Source organism: Massilia atriviolacea (assembly GCF_003953935.1).
In the GTDB taxonomy this organism is placed as follows: Bacteria; Pseudomonadota; Gammaproteobacteria; order Burkholderiales; family Burkholderiaceae_D; genus Telluria_A; species Telluria_A atriviolacea.
The window spans coordinates 278655-296858 of record NZ_RXLQ01000004.1 but is presented as its reverse complement, the minus strand read 5'-3'; the positions used below and the strand labels follow the sequence as shown (position 1 = coordinate 296858).

17 protein-coding genes are annotated in these 18204 nt (G+C 63.7%); 8 read left to right on the top strand and 9 right to left on the bottom strand.

Annotated features, from left to right (window positions below; genetic code table 11):
* Positions 1-21: 21 nt before the first annotated feature.
* The 3 genes from pgmB to EJB06_RS09305 all read right to left on the bottom strand — a co-directional run bounded on the left by pgmB (position 22) and on the right by EJB06_RS09305 (position 4114).
* On the bottom strand, positions 22-663 hold the full coding sequence (gene pgmB, locus EJB06_RS09315) for a beta-phosphoglucomutase (RefSeq protein WP_126073728.1): 642 nt from the start codon (positions 661-663) through the stop codon (positions 22-24).
* Positions 660-3005 carry a glycoside hydrolase family 65 protein gene (locus EJB06_RS09310; protein WP_229426992.1) on the bottom strand — a complete coding sequence of 782 codons (2346 nt, stop codon included), beginning with the start codon at positions 3003-3005 and terminating at the stop codon, positions 660-662. The genes pgmB and EJB06_RS09310 overlap by 4 nt, the downstream gene beginning before the upstream one ends.
* A gap of 125 nt (positions 3006-3130) precedes the next feature.
* A complete protein-coding gene (locus EJB06_RS09305; RefSeq protein WP_229426991.1) occupies positions 3131-4114 on the bottom strand; it encodes a LacI family DNA-binding transcriptional regulator in 984 nt (327 codons plus the stop codon).
* Between the two features lie 339 nt (positions 4115-4453).
* On the opposite strand from EJB06_RS09305, the gene EJB06_RS09300 reads away from it, so the two are divergent.
* Positions 4454-6910, top strand: a complete 2457-nt coding sequence (locus EJB06_RS09300) for a TonB-dependent receptor (protein ID WP_126073726.1) — start codon at positions 4454-4456, stop codon at positions 6908-6910.
* 50 nt (positions 6911-6960) lie between these two features.
* On the opposite strand, the gene EJB06_RS09295 is transcribed toward EJB06_RS09300, so the two are convergent.
* Together EJB06_RS09295 and EJB06_RS09290 are read right to left on the bottom strand one after the other, a co-directional pair.
* On the bottom strand, positions 6961-7314 hold the full coding sequence (locus EJB06_RS09295; RefSeq protein ID WP_164557880.1) for an energy transducer TonB: 354 nt from the start codon (positions 7312-7314) through the stop codon (positions 6961-6963).
* 324 nt (positions 7315-7638) lie between these two features.
* Complete coding sequence (locus tag EJB06_RS09290) at positions 7639-8676, bottom strand: MBL fold metallo-hydrolase (protein ID WP_198420796.1); 1038 nt, start codon at positions 8674-8676, stop codon at positions 7639-7641.
* 127 nt (positions 8677-8803) lie between these two features.
* Between EJB06_RS09290 and EJB06_RS09285 the strand changes: the two genes are divergently transcribed.
* The gene (locus EJB06_RS09285) at positions 8804-9442 is read left to right on the top strand and encodes a TetR/AcrR family transcriptional regulator (RefSeq protein ID WP_126073723.1); all 639 of its coding nucleotides are present in this window, start codon (positions 8804-8806) and stop codon (positions 9440-9442) included.
* On the opposite strand, the gene EJB06_RS09280 is transcribed toward EJB06_RS09285, so the two are convergent.
* Both EJB06_RS09280 and EJB06_RS09275 read right to left on the bottom strand, forming a co-directional pair.
* The gene (locus tag EJB06_RS09280; protein WP_126073722.1) at positions 9421-10509 is read right to left on the bottom strand and encodes a WD40/YVTN/BNR-like repeat-containing protein; all 1089 of its coding nucleotides are present in this window, start codon (positions 10507-10509) and stop codon (positions 9421-9423) included. The two genes, EJB06_RS09285 and EJB06_RS09280, sit on opposite strands and share 22 nt — an antisense overlap.
* A gap of 2 nt (positions 10510-10511) precedes the next feature.
* Complete coding sequence (locus EJB06_RS09275) at positions 10512-10781, bottom strand: MoaD/ThiS family protein (protein WP_126073721.1); 270 nt, start codon at positions 10779-10781, stop codon at positions 10512-10514.
* A 120-nt stretch (positions 10782-10901) separates the two neighbouring features.
* Here EJB06_RS09275 and EJB06_RS09270 point away from each other — a divergent pair, with 120 nt between their 5' ends.
* From EJB06_RS09270 to EJB06_RS09260, 3 genes are all read left to right on the top strand, one after another.
* On the top strand, positions 10902-11213 hold the full coding sequence (locus EJB06_RS09270; protein WP_126073720.1) for a hypothetical protein: 312 nt from the start codon (positions 10902-10904) through the stop codon (positions 11211-11213).
* 71 nt (positions 11214-11284) lie between these two features.
* A complete protein-coding gene (locus EJB06_RS09265) occupies positions 11285-11776 on the top strand; it encodes a hypothetical protein (RefSeq protein WP_126073719.1) in 492 nt (163 codons plus the stop codon).
* Complete coding sequence (locus EJB06_RS09260) at positions 11773-12585, top strand: ATP-grasp domain-containing protein (RefSeq protein ID WP_164557879.1); 813 nt, start codon at positions 11773-11775, stop codon at positions 12583-12585. Before EJB06_RS09265 ends, EJB06_RS09260 begins: the two co-directional genes overlap by 4 nt.
* Here the strand turns inward: EJB06_RS09260 and EJB06_RS09255 are convergent.
* The gene (locus EJB06_RS09255; RefSeq protein ID WP_126073718.1) at positions 12582-12917 is read right to left on the bottom strand and encodes a hypothetical protein; all 336 of its coding nucleotides are present in this window, start codon (positions 12915-12917) and stop codon (positions 12582-12584) included. The genes EJB06_RS09260 and EJB06_RS09255 overlap by 4 nt on opposite strands.
* Before the next feature lie 106 nt (positions 12918-13023).
* Positions 13024-13476, bottom strand: coding sequence for a hypothetical protein (locus EJB06_RS09250; protein WP_126073717.1), 453 nt, complete (start codon positions 13474-13476; stop codon positions 13024-13026).
* Positions 13477-14264: 788 nt separating this feature from the next.
* Between EJB06_RS09250 and EJB06_RS09245 the strand changes: the two genes are divergently transcribed.
* The 3 genes from EJB06_RS09245 to EJB06_RS09235 all read left to right on the top strand — a co-directional run bounded on the left by EJB06_RS09245 (position 14265) and on the right by EJB06_RS09235 (position 18136).
* Complete coding sequence (locus EJB06_RS09245) at positions 14265-15557, top strand: nucleotide sugar dehydrogenase (protein ID WP_126073716.1); 1293 nt, start codon at positions 14265-14267, stop codon at positions 15555-15557.
* A 42-nt stretch (positions 15558-15599) separates the two neighbouring features.
* Positions 15600-16661 (top strand): SDR family oxidoreductase, encoded by a 1062-nt coding sequence (locus tag EJB06_RS09240; RefSeq protein ID WP_126073715.1) that lies wholly within the window; start codon positions 15600-15602, stop codon positions 16659-16661.
* Between the two features lie 110 nt (positions 16662-16771).
* Positions 16772-18136, top strand: a complete 1365-nt coding sequence (locus tag EJB06_RS09235) for a TIGR03013 family XrtA/PEP-CTERM system glycosyltransferase (RefSeq protein ID WP_370660121.1) — start codon at positions 16772-16774, stop codon at positions 18134-18136.
* Positions 18137-18204: the final 68 nt, after the last annotated feature.

Below are 18204 nucleotides of genomic sequence, written 5' to 3'. Positions count from 1 at the left end.
GTGTCATGGCGCTTATTGGTATTAATATTCCTCCAGCTTGAAGCGGTCCAGCGCCGGGATGACCCGGTCGGCTTGCGTGAGCACGTCCGCTCTGCCGATGCCGAGCGCCCACATGCCGGCGCTCTTGATCGATGCCACGCCGGCCACCGCGTCTTCCACGCCCAGGCAGTCGGCCGGCGCCACGCCCAGTTCGCGCGCGGCCGTCAAGAAGATCTCCGGATGCGGCTTGCTGTTGGCGATCAGCGCGGCGTCGACCACGTAATCGAAGCGCGCGCGGATGCCGAGCCGTTCGAGCACCGTGAAGGCGTTCTTGCTGACCGAGGCGAGGCCGATGCGCAGGCCGGCCGCGCGCACCGCCGCCAGCGCCTCGACCGCGCCGGGCAGCAGGTCGGCCTCCGACATGGTGGCGATCAGCTCCTGGTAGTGGCCGTTCTTGGCGTCGGCCAGCGCCAGCTTGCGCGCATCGCTGTAGCTGCGCGGCGCGCCGGCCAGGATCAGGTTCAGGGAACCCATGCGGTCGATGCCCTTCAACTGTTCGTTGAAGGCTTCGTCGAAATGCACGCCCTCCGCTTCGGCCAGCCGCTTCCAGGCCAGGTAATGATAATGCGCGGTGTCGGTGATGACGCCGTCCAGATCGAAAATGACTGCCTTGAACCTGCTCATGCCGTTTGCTCCTGAAGTTGGCGCGCCACCGCTGCCGATGGCGCGGCGCGCGTGAGCGACACGCGCTCGCTTGCGTGGGTCAACGTCAGCGACTCGCCCTGCAGCAGGGTGTAACGCGCTTCGGCGGCGTCGACGCGCACTTGCAGCAGCGCGCCGTGGATGTGAATCCGGAACTGGTAGTGCTGCCAGCGCGGCGGCAGGGTGGGCGCGAAGCGCAGCGCGCCGTCGGCCACGCGCATGCCGGCAAAGCCGTAGGCCACGCCCATCCAGGTGCCGGCCATGGCCGCCGTGTGCACGCCGTAATGGGTGTTCCCGTGCGTGTCGTCCAGGTCCAGGCGCGCGGTCTCGAGAAAATAGTCGTAGGCCTTGTCGTGGTAGCCCACTTCGGACGCGATGATGCTGAAGATACAGGACGACAGCGACGAATCGTGGGTGGTCACCGCTTCGTAGTAGTCGAAGTCGCGCTTCTTGTCGTCCTGCGTGAACTGGTCGGACAGCAGCAGCAGCGCCAGCACCACGTCGGCCTGCTTGCAGACCTGGTGGCGGTAGATCACCAGCGGGTGGTAGTGCAGCAGCAGCGGGTAGTTCTCTTTCGGCGTGGCGGCGAAGTCCCACGGCTTTTTGCCGAGGAAGCTGTCGTCCTGCTCGTGGATGCCGAGGGCGGCGTCGTAGGGCAGCGCCATGCGGCCGGCGGCGCGGCGCCAGGCGGCCGGTTCGGCGTCGTCCAGGCCGATGGCTTGCGCGATGCGTTCGAAGTCGTGCGCACGCGCGCCGCGCAGGGTGTCGACAATCTCCGCCGCGAAGCGCAGGTGCATCTGCGCCATGGCATTGGTGTAGTAGTTGTTGTTCACCAGCGCCGTGTATTCGTCGGGACCGGTGACTTCGTTGATGCAGAAGCGCCCGGCGCGGTCGTAATTGCCGATGCCGATCCAGATGCGCGCGGTTTCCAGCACGATTTCGGCCCCGGCCTGCGCCATGTAATCGAGGTCGCCGGTGGCGTCCAGATACAGCTTGATGGAGTAGGCGATGTCGGCGTTGATGTGGTACTGCGCGGTGCCGGCCGGGAAGTAGGCGGAGCACTCTTCGCCGGCGATGGTGCGCCACGGGTACAGCGCGCCTTTGGCGTGCGACATCTGGCGCGCGCGTGCGCGGGCTTGTTCCAGGCCGGCGTAGCGGTAGGCCAGCAGCGCTCTGGCGACGTCGGGTTTGCTGTACAAGAAAAACGGGAAGATGTAGATCTCGGTGTCCCAGAAGTAGTGGCCTTCGTAGCCTTCGCCGGTGACGCCCTTGGCGGCGATATTGGTCTTGCCGTCGCGGCCCACCGATTGCAGCAGGTGGAACTGGTTGAAGCGGATGCCTTGCTGGAGCGCGTCGTCGCCGGCGATTTCCACGTCGGCGCGGTCCCAGAAGTCGGCGAGGTAGGCCGCCTGGCGCGCGCACAGGGCGTCGAAGCCATCGAGCCTGGCCTTGGCCAGGGCGGCGCCGGCGAGTCCTGCCAGTTCGGCCTCCGGATAGTCGCGCGAGGAAAAGTAGACCCCGTATTTGGTCAGGCGTTGCGGCAGCATCACATCCAGGTCGAAGGTGAAGCTGTGGCTGGCCGCGAGATCGCGCGAGATCGCGCTGCCCGCCACCGCGGCCAAGGTGTCGATCGCGCTCACCAGCGTGAAGCCGCTGTTGTGGGTGCGCTGGGTCAGGCTGGACATGGTGGCGCCCTGCTCCAGCGCCAGCAGGTGCAGCGCGGGACCGGAGACGGCGGAGCCGATGCGCGGATCGTCGCCAGCTTCCTGGTTGCGCACGGCGCCGTCGATGCCCGACTCGACCCGCACCTGGCCCGAAAAATTGAGCGCGGTCAGTTCGACATCGAGCGCGAACAGGTGCTTGTCGGCCAGTGAGACCACGCGCCGCGTGACGAGGCCGAGGCGCTTGCCGCCGGCCGAGGTCCATTCCAGGCTGCGCCGCAGCACGCCGGTGCGAAAGTCCAGCACGCGCTCGTAGCGGTCGAGCGTGCCTTGCAAGGGGTCGAAGCGCTCGTCGCCGATCCAGATGGCGATGCCTTTCGCGTTCGGCACGTTGAGCATGAACTGCCTGGTCCTGGCCAGCCCGTACGCCGCTTCCGGATAGACGATCGCTTCGGACTCGTAGAAGCCGTTGAGGTAGGTGCCGTCGAGCGAGCTGCCGGCCGGGCCGCTATAGCCTTCTTCGGGCGTGGCGCGCTGGCCGATGTAGCCGTTACCGAGCGCGAACAGGGTCTCGTGCAGAAAATGCGTGGCGGGGTCGAAGCTGGTCTCGCGAAGAGACCATGGATCGGTCGGAAGAGCGTGGGGGATGCTGGCGTGCGGCACGGGTTTGTCCTTTGTCTGTCTTTTGAATTTTTACGTTTCAAACCGGTTTGGATTCGAGCCGAGTCTATTTCAAATCGGTTTGGACTGTCAATTTATTTAGATTACCTTGGAAAAATCAGGAAAAATCAGGTCTGGCGCGCGATCAGGGTGGTCGGCAGCATTTCGGACTCGACCGGCTCGCCGTTCATCAGCGCCAGCATTTTTTTGGCGAGCAGCACGCCGCCGTCGCGCAGGTACTGGTGCACGCTGGTCAGCGGCGGCACGAAGCTGGCCGCGCCGGGCGTGTCGTCGTAGCCGATCACCGACACGTCGTCCGGCACGCGCAGCTGGTCTTCGGTGAGCGCGCGGATCGCGCCCATGGCCAGCAGGTCGCTGGCGGCGAACACGCCGTCGAAGGCATGCCCCTTTTTCTTGAGCAGCGCGGTCATGCTGTCGAAGCCCGATTCGAAGGTGAAGGCCTTGGGCCGGATGATGTGCACCGTGCCCTGCCCGCCCAGCGCGTCGATGAAGCCGGCGCAGCGTTCCTGGACTTCGGCGTGGTCCACATCGCCCAGGAACACCAGCTTGCGCCGGCCCTGCGCGAGGAAGCGTTCGGCCACGCTGGCGCCGCCACGGCGGTTGTCGCTGCCGACCACGATGGCGCCGCTCTCGGGCGCGCCCCACACCACCAGCGGCAGGTTGGCCTTCTGCAGGAAGCGCACCGCTTCGCCGTGCGAGCCCTGGCCGAGCAGAATCAGGCCGTCGGCGCCCTGCACCGGCGCGGTATCCATCAACTGCTTGGAGGTGAGCACCACGCTGTAGCCGGCCGTGGTCAGTTCCTGGGTGATGCCGCCCAACAGTTCGAGCGGATACGGGTCCGACATGGGGCGGCCCTTCACCGGCGTCATTTCGACCACCACCGCGACCGAGTAGCTGCGCCGCATGCGCAGGTTGCGCGCGCTGATGTTCAGGCGATAGCCCTGCTCGTCGGCGATGCGGCGGATCTTTTCGCGCGTCTTTTCGGTCACGAGCGGGCTGTCGCGCAGCGCGCGCGAGACCGTGATCGTGGATACGCCCGCCAGGCTGGCGAGGTCTTCCATCGTCAGGGAGGCCTCATTCTTGCGCGGCACGCTATTCGGTGCCGGCGCGGCAGTCTTTTTTGCAGCCTTGTTTGCGGGCATGGAAACGCTCAATTTTGGTAGGAAAACAACGACACCGACGCATTATGACAGGTTTACGCCTTTCTACAGGCCAAATGACATCGATAACATTTCGATTGACATCGATATCATTTCTTGTTTCAATGATTCGTCTTTTCTTGCCATCATAATAAATTGCCGACCGGCCCACCGCGCGGCGTGGCGGGAACGGACAGGGGACAGGCATGCGGCGGGCGCCACCAAGCCAGGGCGCCGCCAGTCCAGGAGACGGATTTCAACAAGAACACAGATAAAAAAGCGAGCATAACGATGAACAGTCACAAGCACTTCCTGCTTTCCTCAGTCACGCTGGCCGTGCTGACCCTGATCAACCAGGCCCAGGCAGCCGGCCAGTCCGCGCCCCCTGCCCCGGCGGCGCTGGATGCGGCGGCCGCCGAAGCGGTGGCGACCGAAATCCAGCAGGTGGTGGTGACCGGCACCGCGTCGGCGCGCGGCACGCGCAAGATCGACACCAGCTTTTCGATCACCACGGCGACCGAGGAGCAGCTCAAATCGGCCTCGCCCAGCAGCACCGCCGACGTGCTGAAACTGGTGCCGGGCGTGTATGCGGAGTCGACCGGCGGCCAGTCGGGCGCGAATATCGAGGTGCGCGGCTTTCCCTCGGGTAGCGATTCGCCCTTCGTGTCGGTGCAGATGAACGGCAATCCCATCTATCCGGTACCGGTGCTGTCGTTCTTCGAAGGATCGTCGGCCTTCCGCCTGGACGACACGGTCGAGCGCGTCGAAGTGCTGCGCGGCGGGCCGAGCACGATTTATTCGGTCGGCCAGCCGGGCGCGACGATGAACTTCATCCTGAAAAAGGGCGAGGATACGCCGGAAGCCACCCTGCGCTTTACCACCGGCACCGGCAAGCTGCGCCGGCTCGATGCCTTTGTGGGCGGCAAGATTGCCGATGGCTGGTACGGGACCATCGGCGGCTTCGCGCGCCAGACCCAGGGCGTGCGCGATCCGCAATTCAAGGCCGACGACGGCAAGCAGCTGACGGCGTCCGTCACGCGCAAGCTGAACGAAGGCGAAGTGACGGCCTACGTGCGCAGCACCAAGGACAAGAACGCCTTCTACACCGGCGTGCCGCTCATTTCGAGCGACAACGGGCGCACGATCACGGCATTTCCCGGCTTCGATCCGCTCACCGGCACCCTGATGAGCAATGAGATGCGCCACTTCACCATCGACGCGGCGCCCGGCAAGACCCTCACGCGCGACCTGGCCGACGGGCGCGGCATGGATGCGACAGTCTTCGGCGCCGAGTACGAGCAAAAACTGGGCGGCTGGGACGTGTCGAACAAGGCGAACTACTTCAACGGCGACCTGAACACGATCTCGATGTTCACCGGGAACAACCCGCTGACGGCGGCGGCTTACCTGGCCAATGCCAACGCGACCCACAATCCGGGCGCGGCCGCCGGTTCGGGCAGCATCAGCTATGTGAAAGGCGGCGTGGTCGACCCCAACCAGCAAGTGGTGCAGGCGGGATTGTGGTCGGTCGAGAAGAAATTGAGCTCGTTCACCAACGAATTCCGCATCAGCCGCGAACTGCTCAAGAACAACACGACCACCGTCGGCGCCTACCTGGCGCGCTACAAGTCGAATGACGAATGGTACCTGGGCAACAGCCACCTGATGACGGCCACGCCCAACGCCAGCCTGATCGATGTGCAACTGGCGAACGGCACCATCGTCTCGCGCAACGGGGTCGACGGGAATGTGTTCTATGCGCCTGTGGCATCGTACAAGGGCAACAATACCGCCCTGTTCCTCGCCAACGAATGGAAGGTGAACGAGCAGATCAAGCTGGACGTGGGCGCGCGCCGCGAAAAGCAGAGCCTGAAAGCGACGATTTCCACGCTGACGTCGATGGATACCGACGCCAATCCGCTGACGGTGTACAACAACGGCACCTCGGTGCCGACCGGCACCAACACCCAGCTCAGCCGCGACGACAGCGTCAATTCCTTTACCGTGGGCGGGATCTACAAGTTTTCCAAGGACATGAGCGTGTTTGCGCGCGCCAATACCGGCCACACCTTCATCTATTTCGACGACATGCGCAACGCCGGCACCCAGGCGGCGCTGAACGACCGCAAGGGCGTGCCGACGCCGAAGGTGACGCAGTACGAAGTCGGCTTCAAGACCGTGGGCGAACTGTACAGTGCCTACATCAACGGCTTTTACACGGACTTCACCGGCATTTCCTTCCAGCAGATCACGACCGACGCCGTGCTGAACTCGGTGAGCGGCTCGCGCGGGCATGGCGTGGAGTTCGAACTGGCCGTGCGGCCGGTGAAGAACCTGCAGGTGAGCTTGATGGGCAACTATCAGGAATCGACATACCGCGACAATCCGGCGATTGCGGGCAAGCTGGTGCAGCGCCAGCCGAAGATGCAGTTCCGCCTGTCGCCGAGCTACCGGATTCCGATGGGCGACAATTCGCTGAAACTGTATGGGACCTACGCGCACGTGGGTAGCCGCTGGGCCGACCAGGCCAATCTGTCCTACCTGCCATCGTATCAAACGGTGGACGCCGGCATCCTTGCATCGGTGGGCACGCATTGGGAATTCCGGCTCGCGGGCACGAACCTGGGCAATGAACTGGGGCTGACGGAAGGCAATTCCCGCCTGACCGGGGCGCAGAGCAGCGGTCCGATCAATGCACGGCCGATCTTCGGGCGCGCGCTGGAAGCGTCGCTACTGTACCGCTTCTAAACCACCTGGCAGGCGTGGACAGGCAGATGTCCACGCCGGGGCACGCCCATTTACTCGACGATCCAGGAATACTTGACCTTGGCCCACGCCAGGGCGGCCTGGCCGTCCTTGGCGCCCGGTTCGAACTTGCAGCGGGCGCCGGCGCGCACCGAGGCGCGATCGACGCGCACCGCGCCGCTCGACTCCACCACTTTCGACTGCACGACCTTGCCGTCGGTATCGATCAGGTAGGCGACGGTGACGGTGCCGCTTTCGCCGTCATCCTGCCAACGCACCGGGAACTCGGGTTTTTCGCAGCCAGCTACGTCGAGACGGGCCGGGCGGTCTTCAGCCATGGCCTGGGTCGCGCTCAGGCACAGTAAGGTCGCGGACAGTACGGTGGCAAAACGGGTAGTGGCAAACATAAAACCTCCAGAGGGGATGATGGATAAATCCGGCGCTTCTGGCGCTCGAATCGTCTGCTGCGTAGCCAGCTGACGGTTCAAAATATACTGCGCCGCAGCATATTTTCTTAATTTATTCTCCCAATGGCAGTTATGCCGGATTCGCATAACTTGTTGCCTTGCACCAACATATTGCATTCATAAACCGTATGACGGTTATGCCAGATCCATGCTGGTGCAACTCCTCGCGAAAACGCTTTCAGATGACCCGATTTATAGCAAAACGCACTATATCCGCATGATATTGGCATGTGGAAATAATGCGACGCCAAGGGCAAAAAATCCTCAGCCCGGTGCCGGATCGACGCGTTTCCACCACGCCTGGCCCGCTGCGGGCTGGTTCAGGTCGAGCGCCTGCCCCATTTCGGGGGTGGTCAGGAGCACCCCGCGCGCGGTGGCGAGCGCGGCGATGCGGTCGAAAGGCTCGCTCCAGGGGTGCAGGCTGAGGTCGAAGGTGCCGTTATGCACCGGCATCAGCCATTTTCCCTTGAGGTCGAGAAAAGCTTGCAGGGTTTGTTCGGGCTGCATGTGGACATCGGGCCACTGCTTGTCGTAGGCGCCGGTTTCCAGCATGGCGACGTCGAAGGGGCCGAACTTGTCGCCGATGGCCTTGAAACCGTCGAAGTAACCGGTGTCGCCGCTGAAAAACACGCGCAAGTCCTTGTGCACGAACACCCAGGAAGCCCACAGGGTCGAGTTGGCATCGGACAGGCTGCGTCCGGAAAAGTGCTGGGCCGGGGTGGCGACCAGGCGCACATTGCCGACCTTGCGCTCCTGCCACCAGTCGAGCTGGCTCACCTTGGCGGCATCGATGCCCCAGGCCACCAGACGGTCGCCCACGCCCAGGGGCGTGAGGAATTGCTCGGTCTTGGCGGCCAGCGCCAGCACCGAGGCGTGGTCGAGGTGGTCGTAATGGTCGTGCGAGAGGATCACCGCCTTGAGCGGCGGCAGCTCGTCGATGCCGATCGGCGGCTGGTGAAAGCGCGCGGGACCGGCCCACTGCACCGGCGAGGCGCGCTTGGAAAACACGGGATCGGTCAGGTAAAAGGCGTTGTCGAGCTTGAGCAGCAGGGTCGAATGGCCGAGGCGGAACAGGGTATTGTCTGGCGCGGACAGCAACTGGGCGCGGGTAAGCGCTTGCACCGGGATCGCGCCGCTCGGCATGGTGTTCTTGTTCTTGCCCGTCAAAAAGGTCCAGAAGATGCCCACCATCTCGGTCGCGCTTTGCTTGAACATGGGAACCGGATTGCGGAACTTGCCCTCGCTGAACTGGGGCGAGGAATAACGCGGCGCGGGGCTGCCGGCGAAGGTGCAAGAGGCCATGATGCATATTCCTATTAACAGGAGAGGGAGAAAAAGTCGGTGCACGGAAAGTCCCGATCAAAAATGTACACTACACAGTGTAGTTTCAATTTTTGGAAAAGTAAACTGGCGGGTGTAAAATATTGAGATGAACTCACCGCAAACGAAGGCGCCTCAGCGCCTGACCGACCGCAAGCGCCTGGCCATCCTGGCGGCGGCCGCCGAACAATTTCGCAGCCTGGGCTTCGAAGCGAGCAGCATGGACAAGATCGCCGCGAATGCCGGCGTGTCGAAACGCACGGTCTACAACCATTTCCCCAGCAAGGATGAGTTATTCGCCGAAACCCTGGTGCAATTGTTCGAGCGCAGCGCCGCCGCGCTGGACTTGCCTTATCGCAAGGACGCCAGCCTGCGCGCGCAGTTGACGGAGTTGATGACCGTTAAGGTCGCAGCGATGGCCGACCAGGACTTTCTCGACCTGGCGCGGGTGGCCATTGCCGAAGGCATGCACGCACCCGAACGGGCGCGCGCGATCGTGGCGCGCCTGGGCGAACGCGAGGAAGGCGTGACGCGCTGGATCCGCGCCGCCCTGGCCGACGGCAGGCTCAAGGAATGCGACCCCGTCTTCGCCGCCACCCTGCTGCAGGGACAGGTCAAGGCGATGGCGTTCTGGCCGCAGGTGACCATGGGCGCCCCGCCGCTGGCGCCGGCCTTGCAGGCGGCCGTGGTCGACGCCGCCGTCAGCATGTTCCTGAGCTATTTCGCTCAGGCAAAACACGCAGCATAGACAGGCGGCATGGTGGTCGACAGCGTATGCCAGCTGTCGCCGCCATTGTCGGACATCCACACGCCGCCGCTGGTCGAGGCCATCAGCAAGGTGGCGCCATCTTCGGCCACCGCCAGGCCATGGCGGTAGACCAGGTCGTAGCAATGCGCCTGCGGCAGCCCCGCCTTGCCCACCGTGAAACTGCCGCCGCCGTCGCGGGTGCGGGTCACCGCCATGGCGGCGCCGACCGGAATGCGGCGCTGGTCGGCCTCGGCCGGGGCAAACCAGGCAGTGCCGCCATCGCGCGGATGGGCGGCCACGGCAAAGCCGAAGTTCGACAGCGGCGCCTGCGTGACTTCGGTCCAGCGGTGGCCGTTGTCGGCGGAGCGCCAGATGCCGTTGTGATGCTGGCACCACAGCACGTCCGGGTCGCCTGCGCAGCGCACGATGCGGTGCGGGTCCTGCACGGCTTCATTTTCGTTGAGTTCGGGCGGCATGTAGTCGGCGCGCATGCCGGTGGCGCTGATGGCCCAGCTGGCCCCGCCGTCTTCGGTGCGCCAGACGCCGCCGCAGGAGACGCCGATCAGCACATGGTCGCTGTTGCGCGGATCGACGCAGATGCTGTGAATGCCGGGCACGTCGTAGCCGCCGCCGAACCATTCGGCGCGCTGCGGCACGTCCCACAGCGAACGCACCAGCTCCCACGAGGCGCCGCGGTCGTTCGAGCGGAACAGGCCGCCCGGCAGGGTGCCGGCCCACAGCACGCCGGGCTGGTCGGCGCCGCCGGGCTCCAGCGACCAGATCAGCTTGTTTTTCCACTCGATCTTGTCGGGACTGTCTTCCGGCTTGAGCGGATAGGCGGGCGCGGCGATCTCGGTCCAGGCCCCGCTGCCGGCATCCTTGCGGTGCAGCTTGACGCCGAAGTGGCCCAGGTTCAGTGCCGCGTACAGCGCGCCGTCGCGCCGGTCGGCCAGGGCGATCGAGACCGGCTCGCCCAGAAAGTGGCTGGGGCCGATCTCCCATCCGCTGCCGCCGCGCTGCAATTCGAACAGGCCCTTGCGGGTGGAAAGATAGGCACGCGCTTGCATAGTCAGCCTCCGGAAAGTGCTTGAAGAATGTAAACAGTACTGTGGGGTGCGAGCGGATCGTCGAGGCGGATGCGTTCCTCGCTGCGGCGGCCATCGATGAACACGACGACATTCTCGCGCAGGTGGTCCTGGTCGTCGAGAACGTAGCCACGCAGCAAAGGATTGGCCGCGAAGGCGGCATCGAGTCCGCCGCGCAGGGTGGCCGCGCTGGTCTCGACCTGGGGCACGGCGGTGAAGCGGGCGAGTTGCTGAGTGAAAATGAGACGCGCCATGGCATCCGATCACGTGGCTGACGACGATGGGGAATCAACGCCGCTTCATTTTAGCGTGGATCGGCGCGCCTGTCGCGTCCCGGCCTAGAATGGAAGCGAGTCAACTTTCTGGAGATGGGCATGCCGATCAAACCTCAGGAACTTGCCGCGCTGATGCAAGAAGTCGAGCAGGAAGACCCCATCGACTTTGCCGACCTGCCCTTCGGCGAGGGCGAGCTGCGCGAGCTGGTGGCGGCGCATCTGTGCGAGATGGCCGCCGCGATGGAGAACTTCAGCACCGAAGACCGGCTGATGACCTTGCTGGCGGTGTCGGCCAAGCTGGTGCTGGAAAACCTGGTGCTGCACCTGCAGTTGCTGCGCCAGCACGGCTTGCCGGTGAGCGACAGCGTCGAGGAACTGCTGAGCCGGCTGCGCAAGCAGGACGGGGCGTGAGCGGCCGGCGCCGGTGCGGCCGGGCGGCATCGCGATGTTAAAATCGACGCGTTCCCCCATGGAAAGTCCGCATGCCGCCGATCAAAACCCTCCTGTTCGTCTCCGCCGCGCTGTTCGCTAACGCGACGCTGGCGGCCGGCACACCGGCAGCCGGGTTCGTCCCCGACGCGGCGGTGCAGCGCGCCGCCACCGCCTACGCGGCGCAAGCGGTGGCGACGGCGCGCGACCAGTTCGGCATCAAGCTCGACGGTACCGATGCCAGCATGGCGCAGCTCGACGCCGTGCTGGCACGCGTTCACATCGCCTACGCCAGCAAATCGCCGCGTCCGTCGGACGAGCAGCTCATGGCGGTAGCGCGGATGTACGGCAGTTACCTTGGCGAAGTTGTTCGGCTCAAGCACGGCGGGGCCTGGGGCATGGCCACGCGCGAAGGACAGACATTGCCGGGGATGCGGACTGCGGCGGGGACCCCCTTCTGGCCATGGACACAGGCGGCGCAGCGCATCGGCAAGGGTGCAGGATATAACGTTGCCGACTATTACAAAGGGCTGCTGAACACATGACCAAGGTCCAGGCTGCCCATCCGGTCCAATTGCTGTTCCCCAGCGATCCCTTCAACAAGCGCCTTGCCGACGAAGCGTATGGCGAGGAATACGCGGCCGCGCGCGCGGCCGGTGTCGCATGCTCGCTGTTTTCCTTCGAAGACTTTGAAACGGGGCAATTCAGGGCGCTGCCGGCCCTCTCTGCCGGCGTCGAGGTGCTCTACCGTGGCTGGATGCTCTCGCCCGATCGCTATGTGCGCCTGCATCAGGGCATTGCCGGGGTTGGCTGCGCGATGCTGACGAGTCCGGCCCAGTATCGTCATTGCCATTACTTGCCCGAGTGGTACGCACTGTGCGAAGAATTCACGCCTGAAACAGTGGTCCTTGCGCGCGATGCGGACTTTGCCGCCGCCATGGAGGGCCGCAACTGGCCCGCCTATTTCGTGAAGGACTACGTCAAATCGCTGACGACCCAGCGCGGCTCGGTGGCGGCAACCCCGCACGAGATTGGCGAGCTGGTCGGCCTGATCGAACGCTACCGGGGCGCGCTCGAGGGCGGGGTATGCATCCGCAAATTCGAACAACTGCAAGCGGACAGCGAGGAGCGCTATTTCGTGCTGCGTGGACAGGCGTTCGGCCGCGAGGGCATTGCACCGGCGCTGGTGCATGAACTTGCGCGCCGCATCGACAGCCCGTTCTTCTCGGTTGACGTGGCCGCTTCCAGCGAGGGGACCCTCCGCCTGATCGAGCTGGGCGACGGCCAGGTATCGGACCGCAAGCAGTGGCAGGTGGAGCGCTTCATGGCCATGCTGGACGGCAGGCGTCTTTAAGCGGTCTTGTCTTCGCCGGCCACCGGCACGCTGCGGTACAGCTTGAGGAACTTGAACATCTTCGGCCACTCCTCGCGCGGACGCAAGACAATCGCCACTTCGCGCTTGTCGAGCGCGGACTCGGTGAGCACGACATGGTCGGCCACCTGCTTGGCATTCTCGAATTGCTTGGCGTTGACGATGCAGACCGCCTTGAAAAACGGGCCTGCCAGCCATGCCTGGACTTCCGGTGTGTCCCTGAATTGAAGATAGCCGGCCAGCGATGCATGGGCCACGGCCACCATCGCAAAACCGAGCGGCACGTCGTCGCGCACCAGAATAGACATGTTCATCGATACAGCCACAAACAGGACAGCTTGGACAGGCTGCTGCGCACCATCGTGTCATACACACAGCGTGCTTGTCCCGTATCCGCCCGCCCTGCCCGGGCTCCTCGGCTTACTGCGTGATGTGCATGTCGAAACGCGCGCCGCTGGAAAACACGCAGGTGCCCGAACCCATTTCGGCGCGGGTCATCGCGTAGTCGCAGCGCACATAGCCGCCGCGGTTGCCGGAGGCGTTGGCCACGCCTTTGGCCGCGCCCGGATCGCGCGTCGCTTCGCCGGAGAAGGCTTCGCCGTCGGCCGCGAACGAGAATTCGCCATGGCCGCGTTCGGGATTGCTGATCGTGCCGGAAATGCGGCCGATGCGCGATGCCGCGTCGTTGGCGGGATACAGGCGGGCGGTGTAGACCGGCCGGACCGCCGCTGCCGGCACGATGGCGACACCGCCATTGTTGTGGCTGTAATTGCCGTTGGCGCGCGGCGGATACTGATCGATCGGAACGACGTAGCATGCCGACAGCAGGCTCGATACCGCCACCAATGCCAGAATAGTTTTTGCCTTGACCATGTTACCAATCTCCTGAGTATAAACGCACTGCAAGCGCGCCTCTGCAGCGTCATCCAGTCTGGCTGACGCACTGCAGGTTCGGATGGGTCGCAGTATAGGTAACCCTCTTTCAAAAAAGTAAACGTATCGACAGGTAGCGATATTCGATACCAAATGGGCAAAAACCTGCCACTGCCCCTCGCCTGTTGCGGCGCGCGCGGCCATCGATGTTCAAGATCGCGCCGGGCACTTTGCGCACGCGCAAACCAGGCGCCGATACCCTGCTCACATAGCGGAAATCGGCCCTCAGGGCGAAAACGCAACAGTTACCAATAATACTTTTTGGGCCTGCGTGCACCTCATTACAATAAGGATTCAGGCCCGTCTTATGCGGCCTTTTCCGGAACGCGGCACGGCCTGCGCCGCCGCCTCCGGACGCATCCGGGCGCGCCTCTCCCGCGAACGACCCGTCCTGTCATGGACAGATAAAAATAACAACACCAATTTCTCTAATAGTTAGTTAAGTTGTAACGAACTTTGCTATTTCGCAAGGAAAGAGTGTATATTCCTAAGTATACAATTCCGATCATTATTTATTGCTCAGCGACAGCTCCCGCCTGTCGTCCGCTGAGACCGCTGCGGCGTTCATTGCCCTGGTCCATGCCATCTTGGCGCAGCGGAGCGCCTCGATGCCTGACCGGTATTGACACTGGCGCCACAGGGCGCACACTTGTTTTCAAGATGGAAATTATGCTGGCGTAATTCAGTTGTTATAATAACAAAATACGTTTTAAACAGGGAATCCGAAGATGGAAGCAGCAGCAAAAGTAGTGGCCGTCGTTGGCCTGGGTTACGTCGGCCTGCCGTTGGCTGTCGAGTTCGGCAAAAAACGCACGACCATCGGTTTCGACCTGTCGACCAGCAAGATCGACAGCTATCGGCGCTTCATCGACCCTACCGGCGAACTGAGCAGTGAACAAATGCGCGCCGCCCGGCACCTGACCGTCAGCGCCGACCCGGCCGCCATCGCCGGCGCCGATTACATCGTGGTAGCCGTGCCGACCCCGGTCGATAGCGCCCACAATCCCGACTTCACCCCGCTCGCGGGCGCCAGTAAGACCGTCGGCCTGCACATGAAGAAGGGCGCGATCGTCATCTTCGAGTCCACCGTGTATCCGGGCGCGACCGAGGAAGTCTGCATTCCGATCCTGGAACAGCATTCCGGCCTGACCTGGAAGCAGGATTTCCACGTCGGCTTTTCGCCAGAACGCATCAATCCGGGCGACAAGGAACACACCCTGACCACCATCCTCAAGGTGGTCTCGGGCGACGACGAGGCCACCCTCGACGACGTGGCCAAGCTGTACGAATCGATCATCACGGCCGGCGTCTACCGCGCCCCGAGCGTCAAGGTGGCGGAAGCGGCCAAGGTCATCGAAAACACCCAGCGCGACCTGAATATCGCGCTGATGAACGAACTAGCCATCATTTTCGACAAGATCGGCATCGATACGCTGGAAGTGCTGAAAGCGGCCGGCACCAAATGGAATTTCCTGCCGTTCCGTCCGGGCCTGGTGGGCGGGCACTGCATCGGGGTCGACCCGTATTACCTGACGCACAAGGCCGACATGATCGGCTACCACCCGCAGGTGATCCTGGCCGGACGCCGCATCAACGACGGCATGGCCAAGTTCGTGGCCGAAAAGACCGTCAAGTCGATGATCGCGGCCGGCTTCAGCGTCAAGGGCGCCAAGGTCAACGTGATCGGCCTGACGTTCAAGGAAAACTGCCCGGACCTGCGCAATTCCAAGGTGGCCGATATCATTACCGAGCTGGCCAGCTACGGGGTGCAGGTGCATGTGCACGATCCGGTGGCCGACGCCGCCGAAGCCATGCACGAGTACGGCGTGCAACTCGACAGCTGGGAAGCCTTGCCGCAGGCCGACGCCATCATCGCGGCGGTCTCGCACCAGCAATTGCTGGCGCGCCCGCTGTCCGACCTGCAGGCCAAGCTGAACCCGGGCGGCTGCTTCATGGATGTCAAATCGCTGTTCGACCAGGATGCCTTGCGCGCCGCCGGCTTTTCGGTCTGGCGCCTGTAGTGGCCTTCGGGAGGCGCCCGCCGGCGCTTCCCTGTATGCAGCATGAATAAGAAACTGGAGTCTGCCGTGGGTAAATTTATCGAGGTTCAACAGCATTTGCGCGAACACCGCAGCCACTGGCTGGTCACGGGCGCGGCCGGCTTCATCGGGTCGAACCTGGTGGAAGCCTTGCTGCGGCTGGGCCAGAAGGTCACCGGCCTCGACAACTTCGCCACCGGCCACCAGCACAACCTCGACCAGGTGCGCGAACTGGTCGGCAGCGCGGCCTGGGCCAGCTTCAGCTTTATCCGCGGCGACATCCGCGACCCCGCCGACTGCGCGCGCGCCGTGGCCGGGGCCGACTATGTGCTGCACGAAGCGGCGCTGGGCTCGGTATCGCGCTCGATGGAAGACCCGATCGCCACCAACGACACCAACGTCACAGGTTTCCTGAACATGCTGGTGGCCGCGCGCGATGCCAAGGTCAGGCGCTTCGTGTACGCCGCCTCCAGCTCGACCTACGGCGACCACCCGGCCCTGCCCAAGGTCGAGGACGAGATCGGCAGCCCGCTGTCGCCCTACGCCATCACCAAGTATGTCAACGAGCTGTACGCCGAGGTGTTCGGGCGCTGCTACGGCACCCAGACCATCGGCCTGCGCTACTTCAATGTGTTCGGCCCGCGCCAGGACCCGGACGGCGCCTACGCCGCCGTGATCCCGCAATGGATTGCCGCGCTGATCAAGAACAAGCCGCTGTTCATCAATGGCGACGGCGAAACCAGCCGCGACTTCTGCTACATCGACAATGTGGTGCAGGCCAACCTGCTGGCCGCCCTGGCCGACGACCCGGAAGCGAGCAACCAGGTCTACAACGTCGCCCTCAACGAGCGCACCAGCCTGAACCAGCTGCACGCGATGATGTGCGAATTGCTGGCAGAACAGTTTCCGCACGTGCGAGCGCACCAGCCGCAGTACGCGCCGTTCCGCGCCGGCGATGTGCGCCACTCGCAGGCCGATATTTCCAAAGCGATCAAGTTGCTCGGCTTTGCCCCCACCCACCGGATCGGCGAGGGCATGCAGCAAGCCATGGCGTGGTACATCCGGAATTTGACTTACAACAACTAAAAGCGCTGCGGCAGGGCGCCAGAGTCGCCCGCCATACAACGCCACTTATCCTGTCCAGGGGTGGAAAAATGCTTCGGATTTCTAATCACTATGTCTCACGCGTCGTATTCGTGCTGCTGTTTGTCGAGGTGCTGATACTGATCGGTTCGGCGTACGCGGGCGCGGCGCTGCGCGTCTACGAAGACGGCAAGACTTCCATGCCGCCGCACCTGGACAATTTCCTGATTTCCGCGATCGCCTACGCGGTCGCCATCGTCTTCAGCATGAGCGCGCTCGGCATGTACCAGCTCAACCTGACCGAAGGCTTGCGCAATCCCTTCTTCCAGAAGCTGCTGCCCTCGTTCGCGATGGGCTTCTGCATCCTGACCCTGCTGTTCTACGTGGTGCCGAACCTGTATTTCGGGCGCGGCATCATGCTGCTGGTCTTCATGATCGGCGCCGCCGGCATCTTTGTGGCGCGCACGATTTTCCTCAAGACTTCGGAAGCGCGCAAGTTCGAATCGCGCATCCTGTTCGTCGGCGGCGGCGCCCTGGCCAACGAATGCCGCGAACTGGCCAACCGCGACCAGGTCTACCACCGCTACGAAATCGCCGGCTTCATCGCCATGCCCTCGGAAGAATCGCGTGTGCCGGCCTCGGCCCTGCTGGAAGTGCGCGGCGGCGAATCGCTGCTGACCCTGGCGCGCCGCCACGATGTGGAGGAAATCGTGGTGTCGGTGGAAAACCGCCGCGGCGGCGCCTTTCCCATCAAGGATTTGCTCGAATGCAAGCTGTACGGCGTGAAAGTCATCGACGCCGCCACCTTCTTCGAGCGCGAAACGAGCCAGATCCGGGTCGATTCGCTGCAGCCGAGCTGGCTGGTCTTCGGCGGCGGCTTCGACCAGAGCTTCATCCGCATTTTCGTCAAGCGCACCTTCGACCTGGTGGTCAGCGGCACCTTGCTGGTGGTGTCCCTGCCGGTCATGTTCCTGACCGCGCTGGCCATCTACATCGAAGACCGCGCCCCGATCTTTTACCAGCAGGAACGGGTCGGCACCAACGGCCAGACCTTCAAGGTGCTCAAGTTCCGCAGCATGTACAACGATGCCGAAAAGGGCGGCAAGCCGCAGTGGGCGGCCCAGAACGATCCGCGCGTCACGCGGGTGGGCAACTTCATCCGCAAATGCCGCATCGACGAGTTGCCGCAGATCCTCAACGTGTTCAAGGGCGAGATGAGTTTCGTCGGCCCGCGTCCGGAGCGGCCTTACTTCGTGGAACAGTTGAACGAGCAGGTTCCCTACTACAACGTGCGCCACAGCATCAAGCCCGGCATCACCGGCTGGGCCCAGGTGCGTTACGGTTATGGCGCATCTGTCGATGACGCGGTGCAAAAGCTCCAGTATGATCTGTATTATGTGAAAAACAACAGTCTGTTCCTCGACCTGCTGATCCTGATCGACACGCTCAAGGTCGTCATGGGCAGTCACGGGCGTTGACCGCGTCCTGCGGCGCGGGGCGGGCGCGGGCGCCGGCCCGGCCCGGCGCGTCGATCCACACCGTGATC